The organism is Candidatus Lokiarchaeota archaeon (assembly GCA_014730275.1).
GTDB lineage: Archaea > Asgardarchaeota > Thorarchaeia > Thorarchaeales > Thorarchaeaceae > WJIL01.
In genome coordinates this window covers 18,451-39,497 of sequence record WJIL01000095.1, presented here as the reverse complement: position 1 = coordinate 39,497, position 21,047 = coordinate 18,451, and the positions used below count along the sequence as shown (strand labels likewise).

Annotated in this window: 19 protein-coding genes; 8 read left to right on the top strand and 11 right to left on the bottom strand. The window is 45.3% G+C overall.

Going from position 1 to position 21,047, the window contains the following annotated elements; genetic code table 11:
* Positions 1–109: 109 nt before the first annotated feature.
* Positions 110–1,939 (bottom strand): hypothetical protein, encoded by a 1,830-nt coding sequence (locus GF309_10595; protein ID MBD3159226.1) that lies wholly within the window; start codon positions 1,937–1,939, stop codon positions 110–112.
* 455 nt (positions 1,940–2,394) lie between these two features.
* Here GF309_10595 and GF309_10590 point away from each other — a divergent pair, with 455 nt between their 5' ends.
* Entirely contained in the window at positions 2,395–3,243 is an 849-nt protein-coding gene (locus tag GF309_10590; protein ID MBD3159225.1) for a hypothetical protein, read from the top strand.
* Positions 3,244–3,268: 25 nt separating this feature from the next.
* Here GF309_10590 and GF309_10585 read toward each other — a convergent pair whose 3' ends face one another.
* Both GF309_10585 and GF309_10580 read right to left on the bottom strand, forming a co-directional pair.
* Positions 3,269–3,763 carry a hypothetical protein gene (locus GF309_10585; protein ID MBD3159224.1) on the bottom strand — a complete coding sequence of 165 codons (495 nt, stop codon included), beginning with the start codon at positions 3,761–3,763 and terminating at the stop codon, positions 3,269–3,271.
* 157 nt (positions 3,764–3,920) lie between these two features.
* Complete coding sequence (locus GF309_10580; protein MBD3159223.1) at positions 3,921–4,967, bottom strand: ornithine carbamoyltransferase; 1,047 nt, start codon at positions 4,965–4,967, stop codon at positions 3,921–3,923.
* Positions 4,968–5,144: 177 nt separating this feature from the next.
* Here GF309_10580 and GF309_10575 point away from each other — a divergent pair, with 177 nt between their 5' ends.
* The gene (locus tag GF309_10575) at positions 5,145–6,335 is read left to right on the top strand and encodes an MBL fold metallo-hydrolase (GenBank protein ID MBD3159222.1); all 1,191 of its coding nucleotides are present in this window, start codon (positions 5,145–5,147) and stop codon (positions 6,333–6,335) included.
* 30 nt (positions 6,336–6,365) lie between these two features.
* Here the strand turns inward: GF309_10575 and GF309_10570 are convergent, their stop codons facing one another.
* Both GF309_10570 and GF309_10565 read right to left on the bottom strand, forming a co-directional pair.
* Positions 6,366–7,649, bottom strand: a complete 1,284-nt coding sequence (locus GF309_10570) for a DUF4445 domain-containing protein (protein MBD3159221.1) — start codon at positions 7,647–7,649, stop codon at positions 6,366–6,368.
* A gap of 54 nt (positions 7,650–7,703) precedes the next feature.
* Positions 7,704–8,168, bottom strand: coding sequence for a universal stress protein (locus GF309_10565; protein ID MBD3159220.1), 465 nt, complete (start codon positions 8,166–8,168; stop codon positions 7,704–7,706).
* 143 nt (positions 8,169–8,311) lie between these two features.
* On the opposite strand from GF309_10565, the gene GF309_10560 reads away from it, so the two are divergent.
* The gene (locus tag GF309_10560; protein MBD3159219.1) at positions 8,312–8,545 is read left to right on the top strand and encodes a hypothetical protein; all 234 of its coding nucleotides are present in this window, start codon (positions 8,312–8,314) and stop codon (positions 8,543–8,545) included.
* Between the two features lie 3 nt (positions 8,546–8,548).
* Here GF309_10560 and glyS read toward each other — a convergent pair whose 3' ends face one another.
* Complete coding sequence (gene glyS / locus GF309_10555) at positions 8,549–10,072, bottom strand: glycine--tRNA ligase (protein ID MBD3159218.1); 1,524 nt, start codon at positions 10,070–10,072, stop codon at positions 8,549–8,551.
* Between the two features lie 135 nt (positions 10,073–10,207).
* On the opposite strand from glyS, the gene GF309_10550 reads away from it, so the two are divergent.
* Together GF309_10550 and GF309_10545 are read left to right on the top strand one after the other, a co-directional pair.
* On the top strand, positions 10,208–11,473 hold the full coding sequence (locus GF309_10550; protein MBD3159217.1) for a hydroxymethylglutaryl-CoA reductase, degradative: 1,266 nt from the start codon (positions 10,208–10,210) through the stop codon (positions 11,471–11,473).
* A 192-nt stretch (positions 11,474–11,665) separates the two neighbouring features.
* Entirely contained in the window at positions 11,666–12,412 is a 747-nt protein-coding gene (locus tag GF309_10545; GenBank protein ID MBD3159216.1) for a hypothetical protein, read from the top strand.
* Positions 12,413–12,420: 8 nt separating this feature from the next.
* Here the strand turns inward: GF309_10545 and GF309_10540 are convergent, their stop codons facing one another.
* A complete protein-coding gene (locus tag GF309_10540) occupies positions 12,421–13,683 on the bottom strand; it encodes a hypothetical protein (protein ID MBD3159215.1) in 1,263 nt (420 codons plus the stop codon).
* Positions 13,684–14,096: 413 nt separating this feature from the next.
* Between GF309_10540 and GF309_10535 the strand changes: the two genes are divergently transcribed.
* Positions 14,097–15,293: a hypothetical protein gene (locus GF309_10535; protein ID MBD3159214.1), complete on the top strand. Its 1,197-nt coding sequence runs from the start codon at positions 14,097–14,099 to the stop codon at positions 15,291–15,293.
* Positions 15,294–15,304: 11 nt separating this feature from the next.
* Here the strand turns inward: GF309_10535 and GF309_10530 are convergent, their stop codons facing one another.
* On the bottom strand, positions 15,305–15,781 hold the full coding sequence (locus GF309_10530) for a hypothetical protein (protein MBD3159213.1): 477 nt from the start codon (positions 15,779–15,781) through the stop codon (positions 15,305–15,307).
* Between the two features lie 194 nt (positions 15,782–15,975).
* Between GF309_10530 and GF309_10525 the strand changes: the two genes are divergently transcribed.
* Entirely contained in the window at positions 15,976–17,118 is a 1,143-nt protein-coding gene (locus tag GF309_10525; protein ID MBD3159212.1) for a hypothetical protein, read from the top strand.
* 41 nt (positions 17,119–17,159) lie between these two features.
* On the opposite strand, the gene GF309_10520 is transcribed toward GF309_10525, so the two are convergent.
* Positions 17,160–18,119 carry a hypothetical protein gene (locus GF309_10520; protein ID MBD3159211.1) on the bottom strand — a complete coding sequence of 320 codons (960 nt, stop codon included), beginning with the start codon at positions 18,117–18,119 and terminating at the stop codon, positions 17,160–17,162.
* A 2-nt stretch (positions 18,120–18,121) separates the two neighbouring features.
* Entirely contained in the window at positions 18,122–19,144 is a 1,023-nt protein-coding gene (locus tag GF309_10515; GenBank protein ID MBD3159210.1) for a hypothetical protein, read from the bottom strand.
* A gap of 214 nt (positions 19,145–19,358) precedes the next feature.
* Here GF309_10515 and GF309_10510 point away from each other — a divergent pair, with 214 nt between their 5' ends.
* Positions 19,359–19,943, top strand: a complete 585-nt coding sequence (locus GF309_10510; protein ID MBD3159209.1) for a hypothetical protein — start codon at positions 19,359–19,361, stop codon at positions 19,941–19,943.
* 7 nt (positions 19,944–19,950) lie between these two features.
* Here GF309_10510 and GF309_10505 read toward each other — a convergent pair whose 3' ends face one another.
* Positions 19,951–20,943 (bottom strand): hypothetical protein, encoded by a 993-nt coding sequence (locus GF309_10505; GenBank protein ID MBD3159208.1) that lies wholly within the window; start codon positions 20,941–20,943, stop codon positions 19,951–19,953.
* Between the last annotated feature and the right edge of the window lie 104 nt (positions 20,944–21,047).

Sequence of the window (21,047 nt, the reverse complement as noted above, 5' to 3'; positions counted from 1 at the left end):
CAATAGACAGGAGAGACACCAACACGTTGTACAAGGAATCAAATCCAGTTCATTGGTCAAAAAAAGAAGAGGGAGGAATCTTGCGTTCCTCCCAGTAGTATAGGATTGATTATCTCTGCCGCATCAGCACGTATCCGCCGATAAGAATAACAACGGCGGCACCAACTGCACCCGCCACTAGTGCGAGTGTTAGATTGGTAGGAGTTGCTCCCGGTGTTGTCATGTCACCATCGGTTGGCCTATCCAAGCGGTGGAAGTAAAGCGGGTTATAGCTGAGTTCTGTGAACTCGCCTGCGACATACTCTGAGACATTGAATGGACCTGATGTCACCATAGCATCAGATGGAGGTTCCGGGCTGTATTCGTTCCAACCTTGCAGACCTATGTCCTCGAACACATGCTTCGGAATAATGTTCTTGTAAGCGACACTATGCAGATGCCAGTACGACTCAGTACTGAATTCCACTTCCAGAGTGTATGGCGTTGGAGCATAGGCGGCCGTCATCTCGTCTAAACCAGATCCAGATGGATTGCCTGGGGAGTCACGGTAGTAGTTCAGGGTAAAGGCTGCATCCTCAGCAGTTATTGGATTTCCGTCGGTCCATGTTGCATTCTGGAGCATATTGAACGTTATTCGAGTATGTCCATCAGGAATATCCGCATTATCTTCATGTGTTTCCACAATCCAAGATTCTGCCAAATCAGGTACATCATGCCCCTCAGGATCGACATCGATTAGCTTATCGTACATCATCTGAAGGATGTTGACAGAGTACTGACTCGAGGTAACCATCAGGTTGAAGGTATCTATGTCTAGGGAGTTACTCCAGGTGAAGGTACCTCCGTAAGGTCCACCTTCGGAGTCTTTCAAGTGAACCTTCATGTTGGTCCACCAACCGGGAACTCCATCACTGACATCATTGATGAAACCTTCAAATCTATCTGTCCGATAGGCAGACAGGACAATGTTCTCATAGCAGATGATATACGGCACCTGATATGTCAGTATTCTCTGCATTTCTATCGCTGCTTCGTAGACATCGTCGTATTCTGTTGCATGAAGTAACTGGTCTCTCCACCCATCATAGCTATCGTTCGCGAAATTCGCGAAGTTCCATAATGGCTCATCAGTGTATTCAGACCAGAATTCATAGGCTAGCCAATCGACATCAAAATCGTTGAAGTTTGAGCCGAGAAACACGATATCATAGTCACCGTGGTAATACAGTCGGTTGAGATACTCATAGAAGTCGGTTGGAACTGATTCGGCTTCGACGCTCAGTGCTTCGAGAGCATCAGCCACTTTCTGGCCCACCTCAATCGCAATCTCAGAAGACTGTGCACATTCGACAAGAATATCGAAATCTTCACCATTAGGTGCTTCTCTGAATCCGTCATCATCAGTATCTAGGAAACCGGCGGCATCAAGCAAATCGTTGCCTTTCTCTATGTTTGCTTCGTAGTAATGGTAGGTCATCTGATCTTCAATGGAAAAGGGATTCACCTGCGGTACAGGAGAGTCCTGTGGTACAGAAAGACCGTCCCAGATGTCATCAGATATTGCCTGTTTGTCCAACCCAAATGCTATGGCTCGCCTAAGGGCAGTTTCGTTCAGAGGATATTTCCTCGTATTCAGAGTAACGTAACCATAACCGTTTCGCAATACATCTGCGATTTCGATATTCTCCGCCTCTTCAAGTTGTGGCAGGAAGCTAGGATCAACCTGTGATCCTATGAGGTCAAGTTCACCATCCAGTAGGGCTACAACGGTTTGATCCTGAGACTGAATCACATCGAAGACAACCTTGTCAATATAAGGTCCGGCTTTGGACCAATCAGATGTCCCTGTTTCAGCGCTTATCATGGCAGGTGAAACCGCCATAAACAAGAAAGCCAAAGCCATTGTGAGGCCTACTGCTTTTCGTCTATTATTCATCATTGCATTTCTATCTCCTAACCGAGTCGAAAATTCGGATCAAATCCCCAAAGGATTCTGAGATAGCTGTTGAGATGTACAAAATAAGTCGAAATGATTGAGAAGCTATACGTGAGAATGAGGATAGCTGAAAGAGAAACAACCAAAGTACACAGAAATGTTAATTAATTACGTTTACATCGGGTAATGTTCAATAATAACATAAACAACGTGATGGTGGGTAGGAGTGACGCCCAAATGGGCGCCCTCCAAGGCAGATAGAGAGAAAAGCTGTAAGCAGCTTCTCTTGGCCAGACCATAGAAAACAACATGAATTGATAAGCAGAAATGTACCCTAAGCTGTATGTGAGAATGCATATAGGTTCATTCTGTTACTTCTTTTGAGAAATCACCTGACGTTACGCTGAACCCACATATTATAGTAATTACTGACGAGAATATCCTCGAGATAGGTCTAGATGAGTCCAAATACATCATCTATGCAGGAGAGAGTGCTCCTAGCATTGGATGAAAAACCATCTCATGGCTACGAACTGCTAGAGGTCATCAGAGATTCATCTAGTAAGCTGAAGCTTAGTACATTGTATCGCTGGTTGCATGACATGGAGAGCATAGGATTGATTCAAAGCAGGTTGGTTCCAGGCCCCCATGGTCCAGATCGGCGTATCTACAGTCTTACTCCCAGAGGTGAAAACGAGCTTCGAGAAATCTTCAAGAAATCTGTTGAAGCTGTTCTTCACTTCTATGTGGATTATCGCTACTCCCTGAGGGAGGAATTTGGGGCTGGCTTTGTCAGACCCAAACAGACAAAAAATTCGTTACGTGTACTTCTTATTCCAGTAAAACGATTTACCAGTAAAGACGTCAAGTTGCTTGAAGTCCTTGTACAAAAAACGAAAGCAGAATCTGTATACACATTGGGCGATCCAAGTTCCATTGATACAAAGGGAATTAATCTGAAAGTCGTTGAAGGAACAGCTGAAGATATGGCTATTGGATATTCCCGTTTTGACGAAGTGTGGATAGACGACACACCCTCAATTGACAGATTGCCGTTTGTCTTAGAAGAATGCCATCGAGTTTTGAAAGAAGGGGGGATTCTGCACATAATGGCACCCTTAGTGTCTGTTGCTGAATCCAAGCAACCAAACCTTGAACAGTTTATCAAAATATCAGCTATCGAGTTCTTTCCCGAACTGGGAATCATCGAGGGACAGCAAATACTGAATCATCTGGATGCCCTCTTTTCCGAAATAGGTGTAGAAAAAGCCTATTCTGGTCTAAGCGTCTTTTGGGGTCAGAAGTGAAAAGACCAAAAGAGGAGTTCATATCTCATGCTTCGATTTCAGGGTGAGGACCAGTTCCTTCTTCCCATATGGATAGAGTAAATGATTCAGCAATCGGTGCAAGTCCCCAGCTCTCCTCCACAATTCCCACTATAAAAAACACAATCTCGCGGTCTCCCACTTTTTGCACCATATAGTGTCGGACAGAGTAATCTCCTTGGTCGATGGAATTGTTGAACAGATGAATTAGCAATTTAGCTTCGCTCTGGTTTGATATCCATTCATCGGGAAGGCTATACGCAAATTCAAGATGCTTATCCGTATCTTGTTTCTCAAATCTATTGTAGCATAGCGTAAGTGTGAAGGTTTCGGAAGTGTCATAGATAGAATCAGCGTCTGCTTCATCAACCATCATGAATTCAATCTGCAGTGAGCCGTAATTGATAGGCAGCGACATGTAACAATGCCATACCGCATAACTACCACCAAGAACAACGCCAAGAACCCCCAGCAGTAATAGGATTCTCTTTATCAACTCCATTTCTTTTCCCTCCACGAAATACAAGAGACTTTGAATAGGTTGACAAAAAACTCTTTCGACAAAAAGATTCGCGCAGATCCTCGTTCTTGAAAAAAAGAGAAGAACAGGCCTGAGAAGGCCTGTCTATGATTTGGCTCAAGGGAATTGATGAAGAAAGCTATCTCATTGTGAGTGCCATTACAGCCTTCTGACCATGCAATCTGTTTTCTGCTTGATCAAATACAACAGACTGAGGTCCATCAATAACCGAGTTGGAAACTTCAAAGCCTCTATCTGCAGGCAGGCAATGCATGTACTTAGCATTTGGTCCTGCAATCTCCATCATTTCTTCATCGCAGATCCAATGCTTGTTCTTGTCGAAGACTTTCTGTGATTTCTCTAGTTCAACCTTATCATTGAATGGCGGGATGTACTCCTTGCAGGTCCAAGCCTTTGGATACACAACATCTGCACCTTCAAAGGCCTCTTCCATGTCATATTGGATATCGAAACTCGAATCGTTTTCCTCAGCCATTACCTCGCATTCCTTGATAATCTTGTCATCCAGCTCCATTCCCTTCGGATGAGCAAGCACTGTATCCATTCCCATCTTAGTCGCAGCAATAATAGCGCTCTGAGGGACTGCAAGCGGTTTGTGAACCGAAGGCGAATAGGCCCAACTCATCACGAACTTGACATCATCGAATCCACCAAACTTCTCTTTCACAGTCAGTACATCAGCCAGACCCTGACATGGGTGGTAGACGTCATCTTCCATGTTGAGTATAGGCGTGTCTGACCAATAAGCGAAGTTTTCTAACATCTTGTTTGCTTTTCCATAATTCCAGCCAACCGGATCTCCATAGCATCGAATGGCAATGCCATCGCCCATCCGTGAAAGCACGCGAGCTACATCGGAGACTCGTTCAGTAGAATAGGCCTTCTCATCTCCTTCCATTGCAGGTGCATAGATTTTGTCGGTATCAAGAAAATGAGCATGACCGCCAAGCTGAGTCATCCCAGCTTCGAAGGAGTTTCTGGTCCTAAGGCTGCTATTGTAGAAAATCATGAAGAGGCTCTTGTCACTAAGTAGCCTATGCGGTTCGCCCAAGGCATACCTACGCTTCAAGTCAAGTGCAACATCCAAGAGGGTTTCGATTTCCTCTTTGGAGTAATCAAGTATTGTTAAGTAATCCTTACCCCGAAAAGTATCTGTCTTAACCAAAGTTCTCACTCACACTTTTCAGAAGTCAATTCAGCTATAGAAAAACCTTGCTAAGGGTAATGTGAATCAGTGGAATCAACAAGAAAAGGCAAAACACTCCATTTCATCACATAGGGGAGAGCTTTTATCGCTCATTTCCACCATCACACCAACAGCTTGAGAAGGTGGCCTTAGAAAATGCATAGAGAGATTGTAGATGGAGTGCATTATGTGGGTGTGGACGATCATCACACCGAGCTTTTTGAAAACCTATGGGAGATTCCATACGGAGTTTCCTACAACAGCTATTTGATTGTTGATGAAAAAATTGCAGTCATTGACCTAGTAAAAGAACCATGGGCAGAAGAATGGCTTGACAACATCAAAGAAGTTGTGGACCCATCAGAAATAGATTACGTTATCATGAATCACATGGAGCCGGATCACACTGGTGCTCTGCCCGAATTGGCTGAGGTGGCACCCGATGTAGTGATGATCTACACAGAAAGGGCCTCTGATATGCAGAAGTCGTTCTACGACGTGGATTTGGAGGAAAGAACTGTTGAAGATCTGGAGGAATTGTCTCTTGGAAGTAAAACGCTTCAGTTCGTGGAAGCACCATTTCTTCATTGGCCAGAAACTATGGTGACCTATCTGAAAGAAAGCAAGGTGCTATTCCCCTGTGATGCCTTCGGAGCATATGGTGCACTGAACGGGAAGCTGTTCGACTCAGAATGGAATCTGGATGCGGTAGAGGAAGAAAGCAGAAGATACCTTTCATCGATTATTACGAGCTATTTGAAATTCGTACAACGAGGAATTGACAAGATTAAGGATCTTGGAATCGAAATTGACGTGATTGCACCAAGCCATGGCCCCGTGTACAAAGAGAATCCAGAGTGGATCATTCAGAAATATGATGAATGGACAAGGCCTGAATTGGAGGATCATGTCGCAATTGTCTATGGAAGCATGTATGGTTACACACAGAGGTTGGCGGTCAAGCTGAAGAAGGAATTACTTGAGCGCGATGTCGAAGTCAAGATGCATAATGCCTCATATTCGGATATGAGCAGAATCCTTGTTGATACGATGAGAGCAGGAGTACTGGTCCTAGGCTTGCCAACGTATGATGCCTTCCCATTTCCACCGATATGGTCATTCCTGAATGAAATGGAAGGGAAGAGACTGCCAAAACGACCAATCGGCCTCTTTGGCACCTACGGCTGGGGCGGAGGCGGTGTTCGAAAGACCAAGAAACAACTCAAAGACCTTAGATATGATATCTTGGAGCCGGTTGTCCGAGTTCGCGGACGAGCTACCGATACCGAAAAGAAACAAACCAAAGAGCTCGCAGATGCGATAAAAGCCCATTTGGACAAAAAGTAGCAACGCAGAGATATGGTCCGAAAGGTGAGCTCACCTTTCGTTCATATTCACCATTAGCGAGCTCCAAGGTTGGAAGAGTCTGGTTACTGGGAAAGCTCGATTGAAGAAGCGGTTATGTTCAAGATCGACATAATGTGCATCCAATGTCAATTGGTGACATCTTTCCTTTATTCTAGGTTCACAGAGAATCTTCGCTGCGCCCATACTCGGCCCATCGGCTTTTGCCACGTGGTATGAATTTTCGAAGGCAGGAAGCATACCAATATTCTTCGCAGCTTCGAAATCCAAAGAAGACCCAAAAGAACCTGTAACGTGAACCTCTGCAACACTTGATACGGAGGTTTCGCATTCCCGCATAACTGCATAGATACCCGCTGCTATCGCTGATTTAGCAAGTTGTAAATCTCGGATTTCAGGTTGGGTTAGGTAGATATCGCATTCAGAAGAGTCTTGGTTCTTCTCTGCCATTTCGAAGTACCTTACGGAACCAGAGCTTTTGATTCGAGTGCTATCCAATTCTCGGTTGATGGATCCTGTTTTCAGGAGTAAGTTGGTTTCTAACATCTCAGAAAGCAAAGAAACAACACCAGAACCACAAATGCCCGAAGCCTTTCCGCCGCCGATAACATTGTAGTTAATCTCGTCAGCCTCTTTGTCGATTGATACTGTATCAATTGCACCATTCCCAGCTTCTACACCACAAGCAAAAGACATACCTTCAAAGGCGGGACCAGATGCAACTGAAGCAACCCACAATTTCTCTCCATCCCAAAGTAGGATTTCTGTATTCACACCAATATCAAGAATCAGAACTGGTTCCGTATATTCCCAGACCTCTGAAGAAGCTAGGTTGGCAGAGGCATCAGATCCGACAAATGCCGCTATTACAGCAGGGGAATAGCACGGAACGCTGCCCGCAGACGGTAAACCTGCAGTAGGAGCAAAAGTTTCGATGACACGACGAGAACTAGGAGTGTAGGGATGGCTGAGGAGGGAATCCAGTTCTAAGCCATGAAAAAGATGATGCATCACCGTATTGCCAACTACCACGACCTCGCCCAGTTCCTCCCGTCCGAGAGTTTGATAATGAAGCATGTCATGTATGGCTGAGTCAATTGCCTCGACAGTAACAGCTCGAAGTTTCTTTGCCTGAGAAGAAGATGCAACAGCGTATCTTGCACGGGATATGATGTCAGAACCAGCAAATGATTGAGGGTTCGGAAGAACCCGCTCAGCAATAGGAGGGGGGGTTCCAGACCTAGTCAGTCGAACCACTATTTTGGATGTACCTATATCGACGGTAACCCCAGCCATGATAACACAACCCTGGAATCGAGGAGGTGGTCCAAGGTTTCCTCATCAAATTCGTCAGCGTACCAGCATAACAGGACATTTCGCGTGGTTAGTAACCTTGTCACTTATTGAGCCAACAAAGAGCCTCTTAAGACCACTCAAACCTCGTGAACCCATTATGATAAGATCAGCGTTTTTCTCTTCTGCGATTTCTATAATACGACTCGCAGGATCACCATGGTCAATGAGATCAGTGACCTCGCAATCGAGGTTAGAAGCGAGATTTTTGGCCTTTGTCAATATATCCTCACCGACCTTCTGCAGCGCCAGAAAGGGTTGATCTGAAACCGTATCATGATAAGGGGTTGCGGATACAAGCATAGGCACGACGTGAAGGAGAATTACCTCTGCGTTCATATTAGGCCCTATTGAGCAAGCGTACTTGACAGCCTTGTCTGAGTGCTCTGACCCATCCACGGCAACCAATATTCTATCGATTTCTGCTCTGGTCTCTTTTTTTGGCTCTACATCCTCACTCATCGAACATCCTCAAGCAGATTCTTAGCTACATACCTTATCTCTTTTTTCTTCTTTTTCAAATTCCAAAAATCAGGTGTAGTATTAACGAGCGATAGAGATAAGTTACAATGTTTCGTATATCGGACTATTGATGGTGAATAACATTGAGAATAGCAGGAACCAGATACTCGATGACAAGGGAAGGAGATGCGGTAGAACTCAAAAAGCAGGGGCAAGGGGTACAGACATTCGATGTTAAAGATAAAACAGCAGCTCAAGTTGCTGAAGATATTCAGATGACCTTGCGTCGAAAAGGCGTGATTGTACAGAAGTCACTACTCGAGGAAAATGTTCGCGAATTCTTCCCAGAAGCTCGGAAATATGGTGTCCTCAAGTAGGAATTAGTTCTCTCGCTCAAGCAACACCTGGAAGTCCTTTCTCCCTTTAACCAAGTCTGTAAGAACTGATACTAGCTCATCCTTGTGTCTGCGAATCTGTTTCATGCTTTCAATTTCTCGTATTGTGACGGTTCTATCTTCAAGTGTATCATAATCTATGGTAATACAAAATGGAGTACCAATCTCATCCTGCCGCCGATATCTTCGGCCTATTGAGCCGCTGTAGTCGAACTGACAGATCAAACCGCTCTCAGAGATATCTTCGTAGATTTCTCTAGCAGGTTTCATCAGCTTATCTTTGCTCATCAAGGGAAATACAGCTACTTGAACCGGTGCAACTTCGGGCTCAAATTTAAGCCATACACGTTTCTCATCTTTTCTGTAGGCGTTGTCAATAAGACAGTAAAGGGGTCGTTCAACACCGAAAGCAATCTCAAGTACATTTGGCACGACCTTCTTGTCACCCACATTCACAGTCATACTTTCGCCGGAGTATTCCTGATGGCGCTTCAAATCGTAATCTCCTCGATCATGAACACCACAGCACTCAATCCAGCCAAAGCTATCAGTGTGGATTTCCACATCCCAAGCATCCTTTGCATAGTGAGCACGTTCATCAGGTAGATGTTGACGCAGTCTCATATTCGAATCAGTGAAACCCATGCCGCTAAATATCTCATATGCTAGATATACGCACCAGGCATAAGCTTCAGTTTCAAAGTGGTCGTTTTCTTTGGCATCTCCAACTTCAGTCATCGATACCTCGGCATCTTCTTTCTCAAGCTGGGCCTCAGCAGAAAGCAAAGGCATCTCTACTTGTTTGATGGTTTCGTAATCAGGCCAGTCTTCTTCATCTTCATCTGTTATGAAAATCTGACCTTCCACTTGAGTGAACTCTCTGAGTCTCAGAAGACCTTGACGAGGTGAAATCTCGTTTCTATAGGCTTTGCCAATCTGGAATACTGATGCAGGCAGTTTGTCCCTGAAGAACGTCATGAGCCGCTTGAATAGGAGATAGGTCGTTGTTGCCGTTTCTGGCCGCAAATAAGCCTCTTGATCTAATCCTAACCTCGTTTTGAGCATAAGATTGTATGATTCAACCTCTCCAAACGAGCCTGAACAAGAAGGACATTCTATTTCAAGCTCTTGAATGGTATTAGACATGTCTTCAAGACTCATGGCTTCGACTTTCACATCAGGAGCTTCCTGCTTGATAAGGGTATCAGCTCGATAGGTTTGTCCGCATTTATCACAGGTTACTATGGGGTCGATGAAGCCTTCCAAGTGTCCCGAAGCTTCCCATACCTCTCGAGGAGCTACCGTTGGGCTCTCGATTTCCCAGAAATCAGCCTTGACAAATTCCTTCCTAATTACTCGCTCAAGGCGATTTTTGAGAAGTTTACCTAGCGGCCCCAAATCATAGAATCCGGAGCTTCCACCGTATATTTCGGGGGATGGTCCCCAGAAGAAGCCTCTCTTTATTGCTAAAGCGGAAATAACATCACTGAAGTCTCTATCTCCGGACATCGATAACTACCATTTGGGAGGCAATATGCGAGTTGTCTTAAGTGTAACGAAGCATCATTCATTAGAACGTATGCTTCCGCCCCCAGCAGTCTTATTAAGTATCCAACTGCTGATTCTTATTTGGTGTTCTTGAGTATGGTCAAAGATTCGAGGTTATCTGGCTTCTACAATCTCCCCCGAGAGAAGAGAATCGACAAGCTCATGCAGTTGACCGGCCTTGATGAAGAAACACTTGGCCCATTGATCAACCCAGGACAAATTGAGATGGGAATTCTAGATCACATGATTGAAAATGTCATTGGCTCTATGACACTGCCTTTGGGAATCGCAACGAACTTCAAAATCAACGGCACCGATTACCTAGTTCCAATGGCAATCGAAGAGCCCTCAGTAGTTGCTGCAGCAAGTCATGCTGCCAAGATTGCCAGAATCCATGGTGGTTTCAAAGCAGTACAGCGAGACTCAATGATGATTGCTCAGATTCAAGCGGTCAAGGTTCCTGCCCCTCATTCTGCGAGCATTGACGTTCTGAATGCTAAGGATGAAATACTCGAGCTTGCAAATGAACAAGACCCGATTCTTGTCAAACTAGGTGGAGGCGCCAAGGACCTTCGGACACGAGTCATTCATACTCGACGGGGGCCCATGATGATTGCCGAGCTCTTGGTGGACACTAAGGATGCCATGGGAGCAAATGCTGTCAACACAATGGCTGAAGCAGTCGCTCCACTAATTGAAGAAATCACGGGCGGACAAGTGCTTTTACGAATCCTTTCAAATCTTGCAGATAGACGACTCGTCCATGCTAGTGCGAAATTCGATGCAGAAGAGCTAGGTGGAGAACAAGTTGTCGATGGAATTCTTGATGCTTGGGCGTTTGCAGAAGCAGATCCCTACAGATGTGCAACTCACAACAAGGGCGTCATGAATGGAATAGACGCAGTAATAATAGCAACTGGAAATGATTTCCGAGCAATCGAATCTGGAGCACACAGCTACGCAGCAATAGGAGGCTATAGCAGCCTTACCAAGTACGAGAAAGGTAAGGATGGGAACCTAATTGGGTCAATTGAACTGCCACTCGCGGTCGGTCTTGTTGGTGGAGCCACAAAAGTGCATCCTGTTGCTAGGGCATGCGTTGATATTCTGGGTGTGGATACCGCAGATGAACTGGCAGAAGTAGTTGCCAGTGTAGGACTCGCTCAGAATCTTGCTGCCTTGCGAGCTCTGGCATCAGAAGGCATACAAGAAGGACATATGGCTTTGCACGCAAGAAATGTTGCAGCTACAGCAGGAGCTTCAGGTGAAGAAATTCAGAAAGTAGCAGATATCCTAGTGAAGGAAGGAAAGATAAACACTGAGAGAGCCACAGAAATCCTCCAAGAATTGCGCAAATCATAGAATCGGCGGGAATATTCTCGAAGGAAGGAGTATGCAGGTTCAATACACCTGATTCATGGTGGTAGAATAATGTTTTGTTTCCATCGAAATGGTTCGTCGACACAAGATATTTCTATTACTCAAGTATGGATGATAACGAGAATTGGCTCTTGCCACAACCTAAGAGAGCCCACCCAGCGGGGTTAGAATGATATGGAACAAGATTGTAGCCAGTGGGAACGGCTAGCCGGAGAGTTTGTAGAAGTCGAGAAGTTTTACCAGGCAGCCAACCAATACGAACAGGCCGCAGTATGCTATCTTGATCGAGTCGAAGAAATGACTCGCAATTCAGCTGAGAATTACCACATTTATGCAGAAGCAAGCTTGGAAAGGGATGATCATAGATCTGCAGCTCAAGGCTATTTTGAAGCAGCAACTCAGTACAGACAAATTAGTGAACATGATACGGCTCTTACGCTATATGAGAATGCGGCCAAAGAGGCGCTTTTAGAAAGAATGACTGAAACCGCTGCACAAGCATATCTCTGGGCGGCATTTGCCTGCCACAAACTCGGTAACAAGGAGTACTTCCTTACATGCGCAAAGAACATGGGCAACCTCTACAAAAAAGCAGCAAAGAAAGCCCTAGACGAAGGTAAAGCCGAAAGGGCTGTCATTGATTTATCCCTTGCCGCAATGGGATTTGCGACTATTGAGCGCATGGATGAAGCTCGTGAAGAAATAAAGAAAGCACGTCGGATCATAGACAAGACAAGGTGGGTCTGGTTGAAGACACTCCTATCATTTAGTGAGGCTCTCACCGAGAACAATCTTGACAAAGCAGACGAGCTTCTTGAAGACTTCGAAGAAGAAGAGACCATCCAAGAAGTAATGGGTGCCTGTCTTAACATCCGAGAGGAGATAGAACGACGCCGAAGAAGAGAGCAACTTTCTTCGTAATCGTAGCGTTATTCCACGAAAACTTGGAGTTCCTCAGAAGCCAGTTCTTCTCCATCGCTATCCCGAGCGATTACTGAAGCCTTCTGTGTCCCCTCAACTACACCCCGCAGATAGAGTTGGAATCTCATTTGCTCGCCCACACCAACAAAATTGATTGATTTGCTATCTCCTCCAACTGATACCTCAACTCCAGGTGAAGTCTCAAAAACCAAGTCAATGTCATTGGCAGGACCAGATCCTTGATTATTGAGAGTTATATCGAACACCACTTCTTCATCTAGGCCGCACGATATTTTACGGGGGCGCACATCGATTTGTAAATCGGGTGGGGCTGGTGCAATTCTGAATGAAATCTGATTGCTTCGTTTATGGACTAGAACATCTTCTCCTTCCAAAGTCATTCTCACCGGACCAAGGGATCCATCACCACTCAGAGTTGGCTTCACTCTGAGAAGCCATGATTCCTGTTGGGAAGGTGCACGTTCTATCTCAGGTTCGTTTGAAAGGCGGAGACTATTGGATAGGGAGAAGCTGTAATCAGTTACCCTCACTGGAACTGGACAGGTGTAATGAAGCTCAAATTCTAGCTCCTGTTTTGCCCTAACTTCTCTTTGAGCAGGCCCTGCCCACTCAAGTATCAAATCAGTAGCACTGGCAAACTTGAATGAACTAGAGAGGGATTGTACTGCGTTCTTTTCCTCCTTGGCCAGCGATGATTTCTTCAAAATACGAGAAAAATCATCATGTTCAGCGCTTTCTCCTTCGAAAAGCACAGAAACACAGAGCCGCGCTAATCCAAACGAGGACAGATTAGAAGCGAGCTTTGGTGGGATTCTTTTTTCAGCTTTTCTCAGAAGGTTTACAGCTGCATCAAAATTCCGGGATAAGAGACGGCAAAGAATGGCCATGGATATTGTTCGACCAGAATCTTTGGCTTCTCCAGCACGGTTGAAATGATCAGAAGTCTCCGAATAGAGAACAGCCGCTTCATCATATCTCATGTCACGTAGAAGGACTCTAGCGGCCGTTTGCTTTAGTTGGCCAACTCGTTTATGATTATCCATTTCTAAAGAACAATATGCTGCTTCACGAAAATACTTGATAGCAAAATCAATCTCATCAGCTTCAAGAAAGAGATTAGCTGCCTTTTCGTATTCGGTGCTAGCATAATCAGGATAATTGTGTTCCCATTCCTCTATTGCCCGATCGACATGTTTCTTCGCACGATCCATCGGATCTCTATTCAGAATCTTATCAAGGAAATCAAACATCGATTCTCTTCTCCGTGCCTTCCGTTACCTTCGAGTATGTATGCTGTTTTATGAGTTACGCCTCTGCGAAATATACATAGAGCATTTTCTGTCGTATTGGATGAATCCATATGAACTCAATGGGAAGGGCTCGGCTCTGTTTAATGTTTATCACGTTAATTGCGGGTAATTAGCTTTCAGATAATGTTTAGTCAAAAGCGGTAAAGACTTTACCAGTGACATACACCTTCATACACATCCCCAAACAACATACCGCTTCTAACCGATTTGATTTACCCAGAAACGGGCAGTACGAAGATGATTCAGCCCAAAATGAAGTTTTTGTTCATCATGGCTGAATTAATCAGTGGTCTAGGCTTCCGTTAGATTCGAATATGCACGGTATTTTATGAGAGATACCTCTGGTGATTAGCATGGAAAACACTCCTCTGTACTGGAGCAATCCGTACCAAACTGAATTTGAAGTAACTGTTCTCAGTGTTATTGAAAAAAACGAAGTAGCTGAAATCACAATCGATAAGCCGGTTGCACGTCCAGCTAGTGGAGGGCAGGCTGGAGACAGAGGGCTATTGACTGGAGATACGGCAGAAATCCAGTTTTTCGATACCAAATTAGAAGGAACCCAAACTGTCCTGATTGCAAATCAAGTGCCTGCTGTAGACAAGCAATACATCTTGGTCATTGATTGGAATTGGAGATACTCAATGATGAAGAATCACACTGCAGAGCACCTCTTTGTTTCTCAGTTGTTACAGAGGTCCCCCAGCCTCAGCGTATGCGAGTTGTGGATCGATGGAAAGAAAGCGAACTTGACACTCCAAGGATCGGAGATTGAACACCAAGATTTGCTCGCAGCTGAAAGGCGAGTGCAACAGCTTATCGAAAAAGGGCTCGAAGTGACTACAGAACTGGTTGAATCAAAGGAAGTGGATGAAGGCACAAGGGCAAGAGAAGGTGCCTTAGAGAAACACGAAAAGCTTCGAGTTGTCAGTATTGGAAGTCATGATGAGTCTGCATGTTCGGGGACACATGTAAGAAACACAGAAGAAATCGAAGTCTTCAAGATTGTAGATTATACTTCATCCAATAACAGAACAGAAATTGCATTTCTGACAGGGTCCAATGCCATCGAAGAACTCACAAAGACGTATAATCTTGCACTCACAAGAACGGAGCAGGTTCCATTTGAGATGGAGCAACTCGGACATATCTTGGACAAGTATTCAGTTCTGCAGGCAAATCATGAAAAGATGTTAGAGAAAATCAAATCGGGAATAGATCATTCCGTTCGAATTCATACAGCTGATGATGTCACCATCTATCACGATTCGCTACCCGGCTTCGATACAAAGGCGCTTCGAGAGGCGGCTCTAAATCTTGAACGTGATGAACCAGCTCTCGTACTGCTCTTCTCACCAGGTGAAACTTCATACCTAGTCGTTCGGTCGGTGGGACTAGAAGAAGCTTGTGTCTACATGGGGGATATCGTTGATTCATTGGAAGGTAAAGGAGGCGGGCGAGGAGAAATATACACTGGAGGTTTTCAATCGGTGGAAGATCCTGAAAAACTCTATCAGGAGCTTCTCATTAGGGTAAAAGAGACGATCTGAGAAACTACCGCCTATTCCAAGTCATGTTTCTTGGCGATTTCAGCCCAGAATCTCTTTACAGCCCAGGGTACAGCAAGAAATTCCTCCCTGAACGCATCGAAGTTCAGTCCTTGTACCATCATCTCCTGCGAGGAGCCGATGATTTGCCGTTTTTCATCGTAGTCAAAGCAGACTTCTGCATACTTCCTATTCGCTCCTAAAAGATCCAGAAGTATCTCGGTTTTCTTTTCCTCAGGTATTTTGTTAAGTGGATACACATCGCAATAAACCTGAACCCATTTTTCGCTTAGCAATACCTTGATTTTGTAACGGAAATGGTCCTCTTCTTCCGTGACCATTGGGCTAGCCGGGAGGTTGTCCTTCCGTTCTTTGAAAAGGAGCTCAAACTCTCGTTTATCATCATTCCACGAATGCTTCATATCCAGAAGATCTAGGTACGATGCGACCTGTTCTTTGACCCAGTTAGCCTTTGAGCTATCTTCACTCATAATAGACCCGCCTGACAATAAGATAGACCTTCCCACGATTAAAGCTTTCCGAGACATAATACTGGCATAATACTTTCGGTCAACCCCCTCCTCTCGCTCTTTGTTTGTTTACATAGAGAAACAGGTTACAGAAGGCAAATAGAATAGTTGTTCATTGAATTAGTGTAGGTCTACCCCAACAAGGAGGAATCCGTATGTCAACCGGTAAGACACTGCAAACACAGATTCAAATTGAGCCTGTGGAAGGTAGAGAATCTACCAGTCTTTTCACTCCACCAGGCATCCTTATTGAGTCAAGCAGATACCCTACCGTCACAGCTAGTATTCTGGCGTCTTCTTCTCCTTCTGAGCATCTTTCTCTTTTTGACCACCCCGAGTGCTGGGGAGGACTTGCCAAAAACGCCATTCTCTCAATGCGACGCCGCCTATACCAGCTGAAGGTCCCTCTCGATGCTAGAAGGATGGAACCGTCTGAAACTGTTGAGAAAATCCAGCAGATCGCCCTAAGCGTTTCTCCGGTGGCATTGCAGATAACAAGCAACGGACTTCCTCCAACTAATCTCCTTACTAATCCCGGGCAATTGCCTTCAGGAGCAGAAGTATCTGTAGATTCCCTTGAAGTCATATCTGATCCACAAATCAGCAGAGTTGCAGAAGCTATCACCCAAAAGGATATCCCGGCCGCGCAAGGGGTTTGGCAACTGCTCGAATATGACTACTCTCTTGATCAAGCTGCCCGTCTCATGGCCGTTGGTCTCCTAGGCAAAATCAAAAACCGTAGAATCATCACCACGAGAGGAGCCTATAAGGCCACGATTGATGCTTTCATCAACCACACTGTACTTGAGCTAGCAGAAAAACCCATAGTAAACGGAAGAGCTGTATTCTCTTCAACTCTCTTTACCGACAAGTTCACAATCCTTCTGCGCCCAGGAGAACCCACGGTTGACTATCTGAGAATGGATACAAAACCATCAGGTACAGACCAAGGATATTCTCTTGAGGGTGATAGGAGGCCGGCTTCCGATGCGAAATCTTCGCTCTATGCTGATCATGCCCGATACTCAGCATACAGATATCTTCTAGCCAATGGGGTAAAGGCCCACATCACGATTTTCCACTCTTCAAGCAATGCTCGCAACAATACTCTGGGTCCATGGATTGCTAGAGAGGGAGTCAAGAAAGCTCTCGCTTCTGAACGCATTCGGGTAGGTTTGGGTCAGACAGATTCGGAGCTCTTGAAAGGTATTCTTTCACCAAATCCCAGAGTCTGGGAATCTTCATTACCATTCAGCGTTTTTGATGATGCAACAGAAACAGTTGCGATACTGGCATAGAAAAAGAATAAGAAGAGGGCCGAAGCCCTCCTAGTTCTTCTCTACAGTTCCTCTTTGGCCTCTTTCCTCGAGACTCCCTTGTACAGTAGCATCAGGCCCAGTACTGTGAGGATGCTACCTGACACATAGCCTGCTCCAATCAGGAGGTTCAAGAAATAAGCCATTGAGATCAGGCCAATTCCTGCGAGGAGAAGCAAAATACCAAAACCGATACCCATCGCCCTGAAAGCACGGGACCGGGGATACTCGCTCTCAATCACGTACCCGGTTGCAGCAGCAACGTGGGCGTCGTACTTGCTGTTGCCGTAACGATACTGTAGCTTCCAAACAGGCACATGAATCAAAAATGTCTCGCCTACTTCCAAGTTTTCATTACGTGACTCGATTTTGTCGACTTCGTCCATGATGAGAGCTGTCTGCTTCTGATGAGCGATTTCCTTTGCCTTGGATTTGGCTGATGGTTCATCGACCTTGCTGTGCAGTACCTCCCCATCATACTCCTCAGCGTGAGCATGACTGAAGTACTCCTTTGCCCGAGTTGGAATCGGGAAATCACGTATGTCTTCATCGATATTTGGAACACCAGGAATACTGATCTCGTGCCTGCGAGTGAATTCGCCGGACTCTGGTTTGTGGTAGAAATCAATATGCTTGTAGGCTCCGGGCCGTTGCGGCCAGGGACCATGGAAGCGGGCATCTTTTCCAAGACCAGAGTACTCCGTATGAGCGTCAATCCTGCTAATCCAGAATGGGTAGAATTTCAGCTTGTATTTCAAGAAATCAGCCCGTACAGGCAAGTCCTGCGGAGCTCCTAATTGCTTAGAACACCAATCCAGAAGTGTCCGTTGCGCCTCAGCTTGGCCAAAGTGGACCCGAATCATATAATGCTCCTCGAACTTCGCGCCTGCCTCAGTCTGAGCTGTTCCACAGTAGGGACAAACTAGCAGAACGTCTCCACGACCAGCTTCGAAATCTGCATCACAAAATGCACATCTTGCCATTTCTACCCCTCCTTCTCCCTTTGTGTCATCAGTAACGTCCTAAACCCGAAGAAGGCCATGACAACGCCGACAATCGCAGCTAGAATACCGCCGAGCAGGAAGTTCGTTGTATCGAATAAGAAACCCCAATAGGCAAACTGTCCACCAGCTCCACCTATGACTGTTCCAATGAGACCAACGATAGTCCAGAGCGCTCGCTGTGCTTTGGTTATCGGTATTTCGCCAAGAACAACATCGCCACTGTGACCGTCAATAGCACACTTGTAGAGATCGCCTTCGAATTTGTATCGAATCAGTGCAAAGGGTGCTTGAAGATAAGTCGTTCCAGAGATTGACGTCTCGGTACGACAATCAAACAGCTCAGTCAATCCACTCCGAGCTTGTTCACGATGGCGATCTGCTACCCGGCCATGCATGGCAGTCTCGAATTCGTCTTGACCGATTTCCGCATTCAGGATGTCCGGTTCCAGATCCTTGATTTTCTCGAAGTTGTATTGCTCCGTGTCCTTCAGCTCTATCTTGTCCAAATATTGCTCAAGACCATAGGTCCGTGCGCCTTTTCTTGCCAGCAGGCGCTCCGTTGTGTTTGTGTGGATTTCGTCTTGAACCGGAACGTATCCGGTTTTGTACTCCGTTCGTGTCCGAGTGCGCCGATTTCCATCGCTATCTGTGTACGTCTCCTGTCTTTCTACAGGTACTTGTACAGTCTTGTAGCCTTTGTACCAAGAATCAGCCTTTACATTCGTGCTCCATACAGGAACGAATATTATCGTATTCTCGGCAACTTTTGAATCGGTAACGAGAGCGGTGTTGATTCCCTTATTGTCATCTAGAAACTTGCGGAATCGTTCAACACGCTTCTCTGCTGGAACGCCAACCTGCATCAGGTGATCGCCTACCTCTTTGCCTTCGATAGTTGTGGTGCTACCGCAGTACGTGCAGGTGATAATTACGTCATCAGGACCGACCTTGACATTGGCGTTGCACACTGGGCACTTGAACATTGATGGTGATTCAGATGCCACTTGGTGTCCTCCGTAATCGCATTATTAGGCTGTGGTCTCGTGATAATCTATTATACATTCTGGTGATATACAGAGCGTGTTCTGGGGGGATTTCAACGGAAGAACACAAAGGGAGGCCTTTCTAAAGCAAATCCCAGGAAAGCTTGGTTTCAACTATACCGTTTTAAGGCAACCAATCACGACTCGTTAGACATCACTAACATTGTGAAACAACATGAACATACTCATCTCCTTCTTCAGTCAAACCGGCAATACAGAAAAAATAGCTATGGCCATGAGAGACGGGGTTTCTCGTAAGGGACATTCTGTACAAATTGAGAGGATAGAGGACAAAGACTACGGGATGCTTACCGAGTATGACGCAATTTTCATCGGTTCAGCATGCCATTCTCGGGATGTGGCTGAACCAGTCAAGGATTTCTTGAAACACCTGAGAGTAGGAGAGGGTTGTGTTGTTGCTGGATTCGTAACCCACGCTACAGTAGATCCTACAGGGGAATGGACAAATCAGTGTTTCAACACCTTTTCGAAAGAATGCCATGCTAAGAATATTCCCTTTAAAGGGTACTTCTCATGCCTAGGAAATCCTTCGCCCCCTGTAGAAGAGTTCATTCACACCAACATCATCAAGGAGGAAACCAACTTCGATAAGTATCTGCAATTGGTGAAATCACACCCCGACAGAACCGATTTGAGGCATGCCCAGTTGTTCGCTGAAGAAGTCATGTCATCACGAGAATCAGATGGGGTGATCGTATTTTTCAGAAAGTATCTCTTTTCCAGAGATTCAACGCCGTGATAGGAATTTACTCAAGTACTCGCGGATAATGGTCAACGCTCCCTGCTGTTCCTTGGATTGGATACACGCCTATGCCATTGTAGTCACTCCACCAATTACCCCAGTTGATTCCGTCATCCCATGTGTTGTTCATACCGTTATCAATCGCATTTGTTCCATTAACATGACTGAAATGATTTTCGAAAATCCTGTTGAATGACGACGACTCGGATATGCAAATACCTACACCTCGGTCAACAGAAACCTCGTTGTCGATAAGTGTCCAATTGTGGCAAGCCACCTGTAAATCAATGCCAGTGTTATTCATCTCGATTCGATTGTTGCGAACCGTGGAGTTCCATGACCACTGAGCTACGATACCAGCATCCATACCGTGAATGGTGTTATTCTGAATAAGAGACCGATTGCTACCAATAGCGGAAACAGCGAAAAAATCCGATTCAATATCATTTTCAAGAATCTGATTGTCATGGGATCCGCTCATGTTAACAGCAAAAATAGGAGAGAAAACAGAGCAATTCTTGATAACGAAGTTATGGGATAGGAACAACTCAACCCCAGAAACTCCTGCCGATACATCACAGGACTCAACCACACCATTGGTTGAATTTCTTACATAGATTCCAATGCCCTGACCAGGTTCAAAGCACCGAAGCACGCAATTCCGTATCACGAAGTAAGCAGTCACATCCACTATACGGATACAATATGCAGGATCCTGGATGTTTTCATGGTTTATCACAAAGGGATCGTTCTGGGTTCCGGTTCCTGACCAACCCCGTTCCTGAGCCTTGTGAACGAAATCGGTGTTGTTTGCTATGTATATTGGTTCATCGTCGAAGAGAGGTAAAGGCTGAGTAGGCGTTGTGGTTGGATTACCGCTATTATCTACATTCGTTAATCCAACCAAGGCAAATCCAGCCGCTGTTACTGCAACAACTACGGCCACTGCAATGATTATCTTCCCGCTTCCTCCCACTTCCTGATCGTACATGTTCATGCATCTTCTGATTGTTCAATCTTGAGGACGAAGCCTTCTCAATCAGCAACTCTATGTCTTTTTGAGCTTAAAAGCTTCACCTGAGTTTCTCGCAGTAGACTACT

Coding starts and splice junctions, on each gene's coding strand:
- GF309_10535 (MBD3159214.1), top strand. CDS start 14,097: ATGGAAAACACTCCTCTGTACTGGAGCAATCCGTACCAAACTGAATTT.
- GF309_10550 (MBD3159217.1), top strand. CDS start 10,208: ATGGTCAAAGATTCGAGGTTATCTGGCTTCTACAATCTCCCCCGAGAG.
- glyS (MBD3159218.1), bottom strand. CDS start 10,072: ATGTCCGGAGATAGAGACTTCAGTGATGTTATTTCCGCTTTAGCAATA.
- GF309_10585 (MBD3159224.1), bottom strand. CDS start 3,763: ATGGAGTTGATAAAGAGAATCCTATTACTGCTGGGGGTTCTTGGCGTT.
- GF309_10590 (MBD3159225.1), top strand. CDS start 2,395: ATGAGTCCAAATACATCATCTATGCAGGAGAGAGTGCTCCTAGCATTG.
- GF309_10575 (MBD3159222.1), top strand. CDS start 5,145: ATGCATAGAGAGATTGTAGATGGAGTGCATTATGTGGGTGTGGACGAT.
- GF309_10505 (MBD3159208.1), bottom strand. CDS start 20,943: ATGAACATGTACGATCAGGAAGTGGGAGGAAGCGGGAAGATAATCATT.
- GF309_10520 (MBD3159211.1), bottom strand. CDS start 18,119: ATGGCAAGATGTGCATTTTGTGATGCAGATTTCGAAGCTGGTCGTGGA.
- GF309_10595 (MBD3159226.1), bottom strand. CDS start 1,939: ATGATGAATAATAGACGAAAAGCAGTAGGCCTCACAATGGCTTTGGCT.
- GF309_10510 (MBD3159209.1), top strand. CDS start 19,359: ATGAACATACTCATCTCCTTCTTCAGTCAAACCGGCAATACAGAAAAA.
- GF309_10540 (MBD3159215.1), bottom strand. CDS start 13,683: ATGTTTGATTTCCTTGATAAGATTCTGAATAGAGATCCGATGGATCGT.
- GF309_10525 (MBD3159212.1), top strand. CDS start 15,976: ATGTCAACCGGTAAGACACTGCAAACACAGATTCAAATTGAGCCTGTG.
- GF309_10570 (MBD3159221.1), bottom strand. CDS start 7,649: ATGGCTGGGGTTACCGTCGATATAGGTACATCCAAAATAGTGGTTCGA.
- GF309_10545 (MBD3159216.1), top strand. CDS start 11,666: ATGGAACAAGATTGTAGCCAGTGGGAACGGCTAGCCGGAGAGTTTGTA.
- GF309_10530 (MBD3159213.1), bottom strand. CDS start 15,781: ATGAGTGAAGATAGCTCAAAGGCTAACTGGGTCAAAGAACAGGTCGCA.
- GF309_10565 (MBD3159220.1), bottom strand. CDS start 8,168: ATGAGTGAGGATGTAGAGCCAAAAAAAGAGACCAGAGCAGAAATCGAT.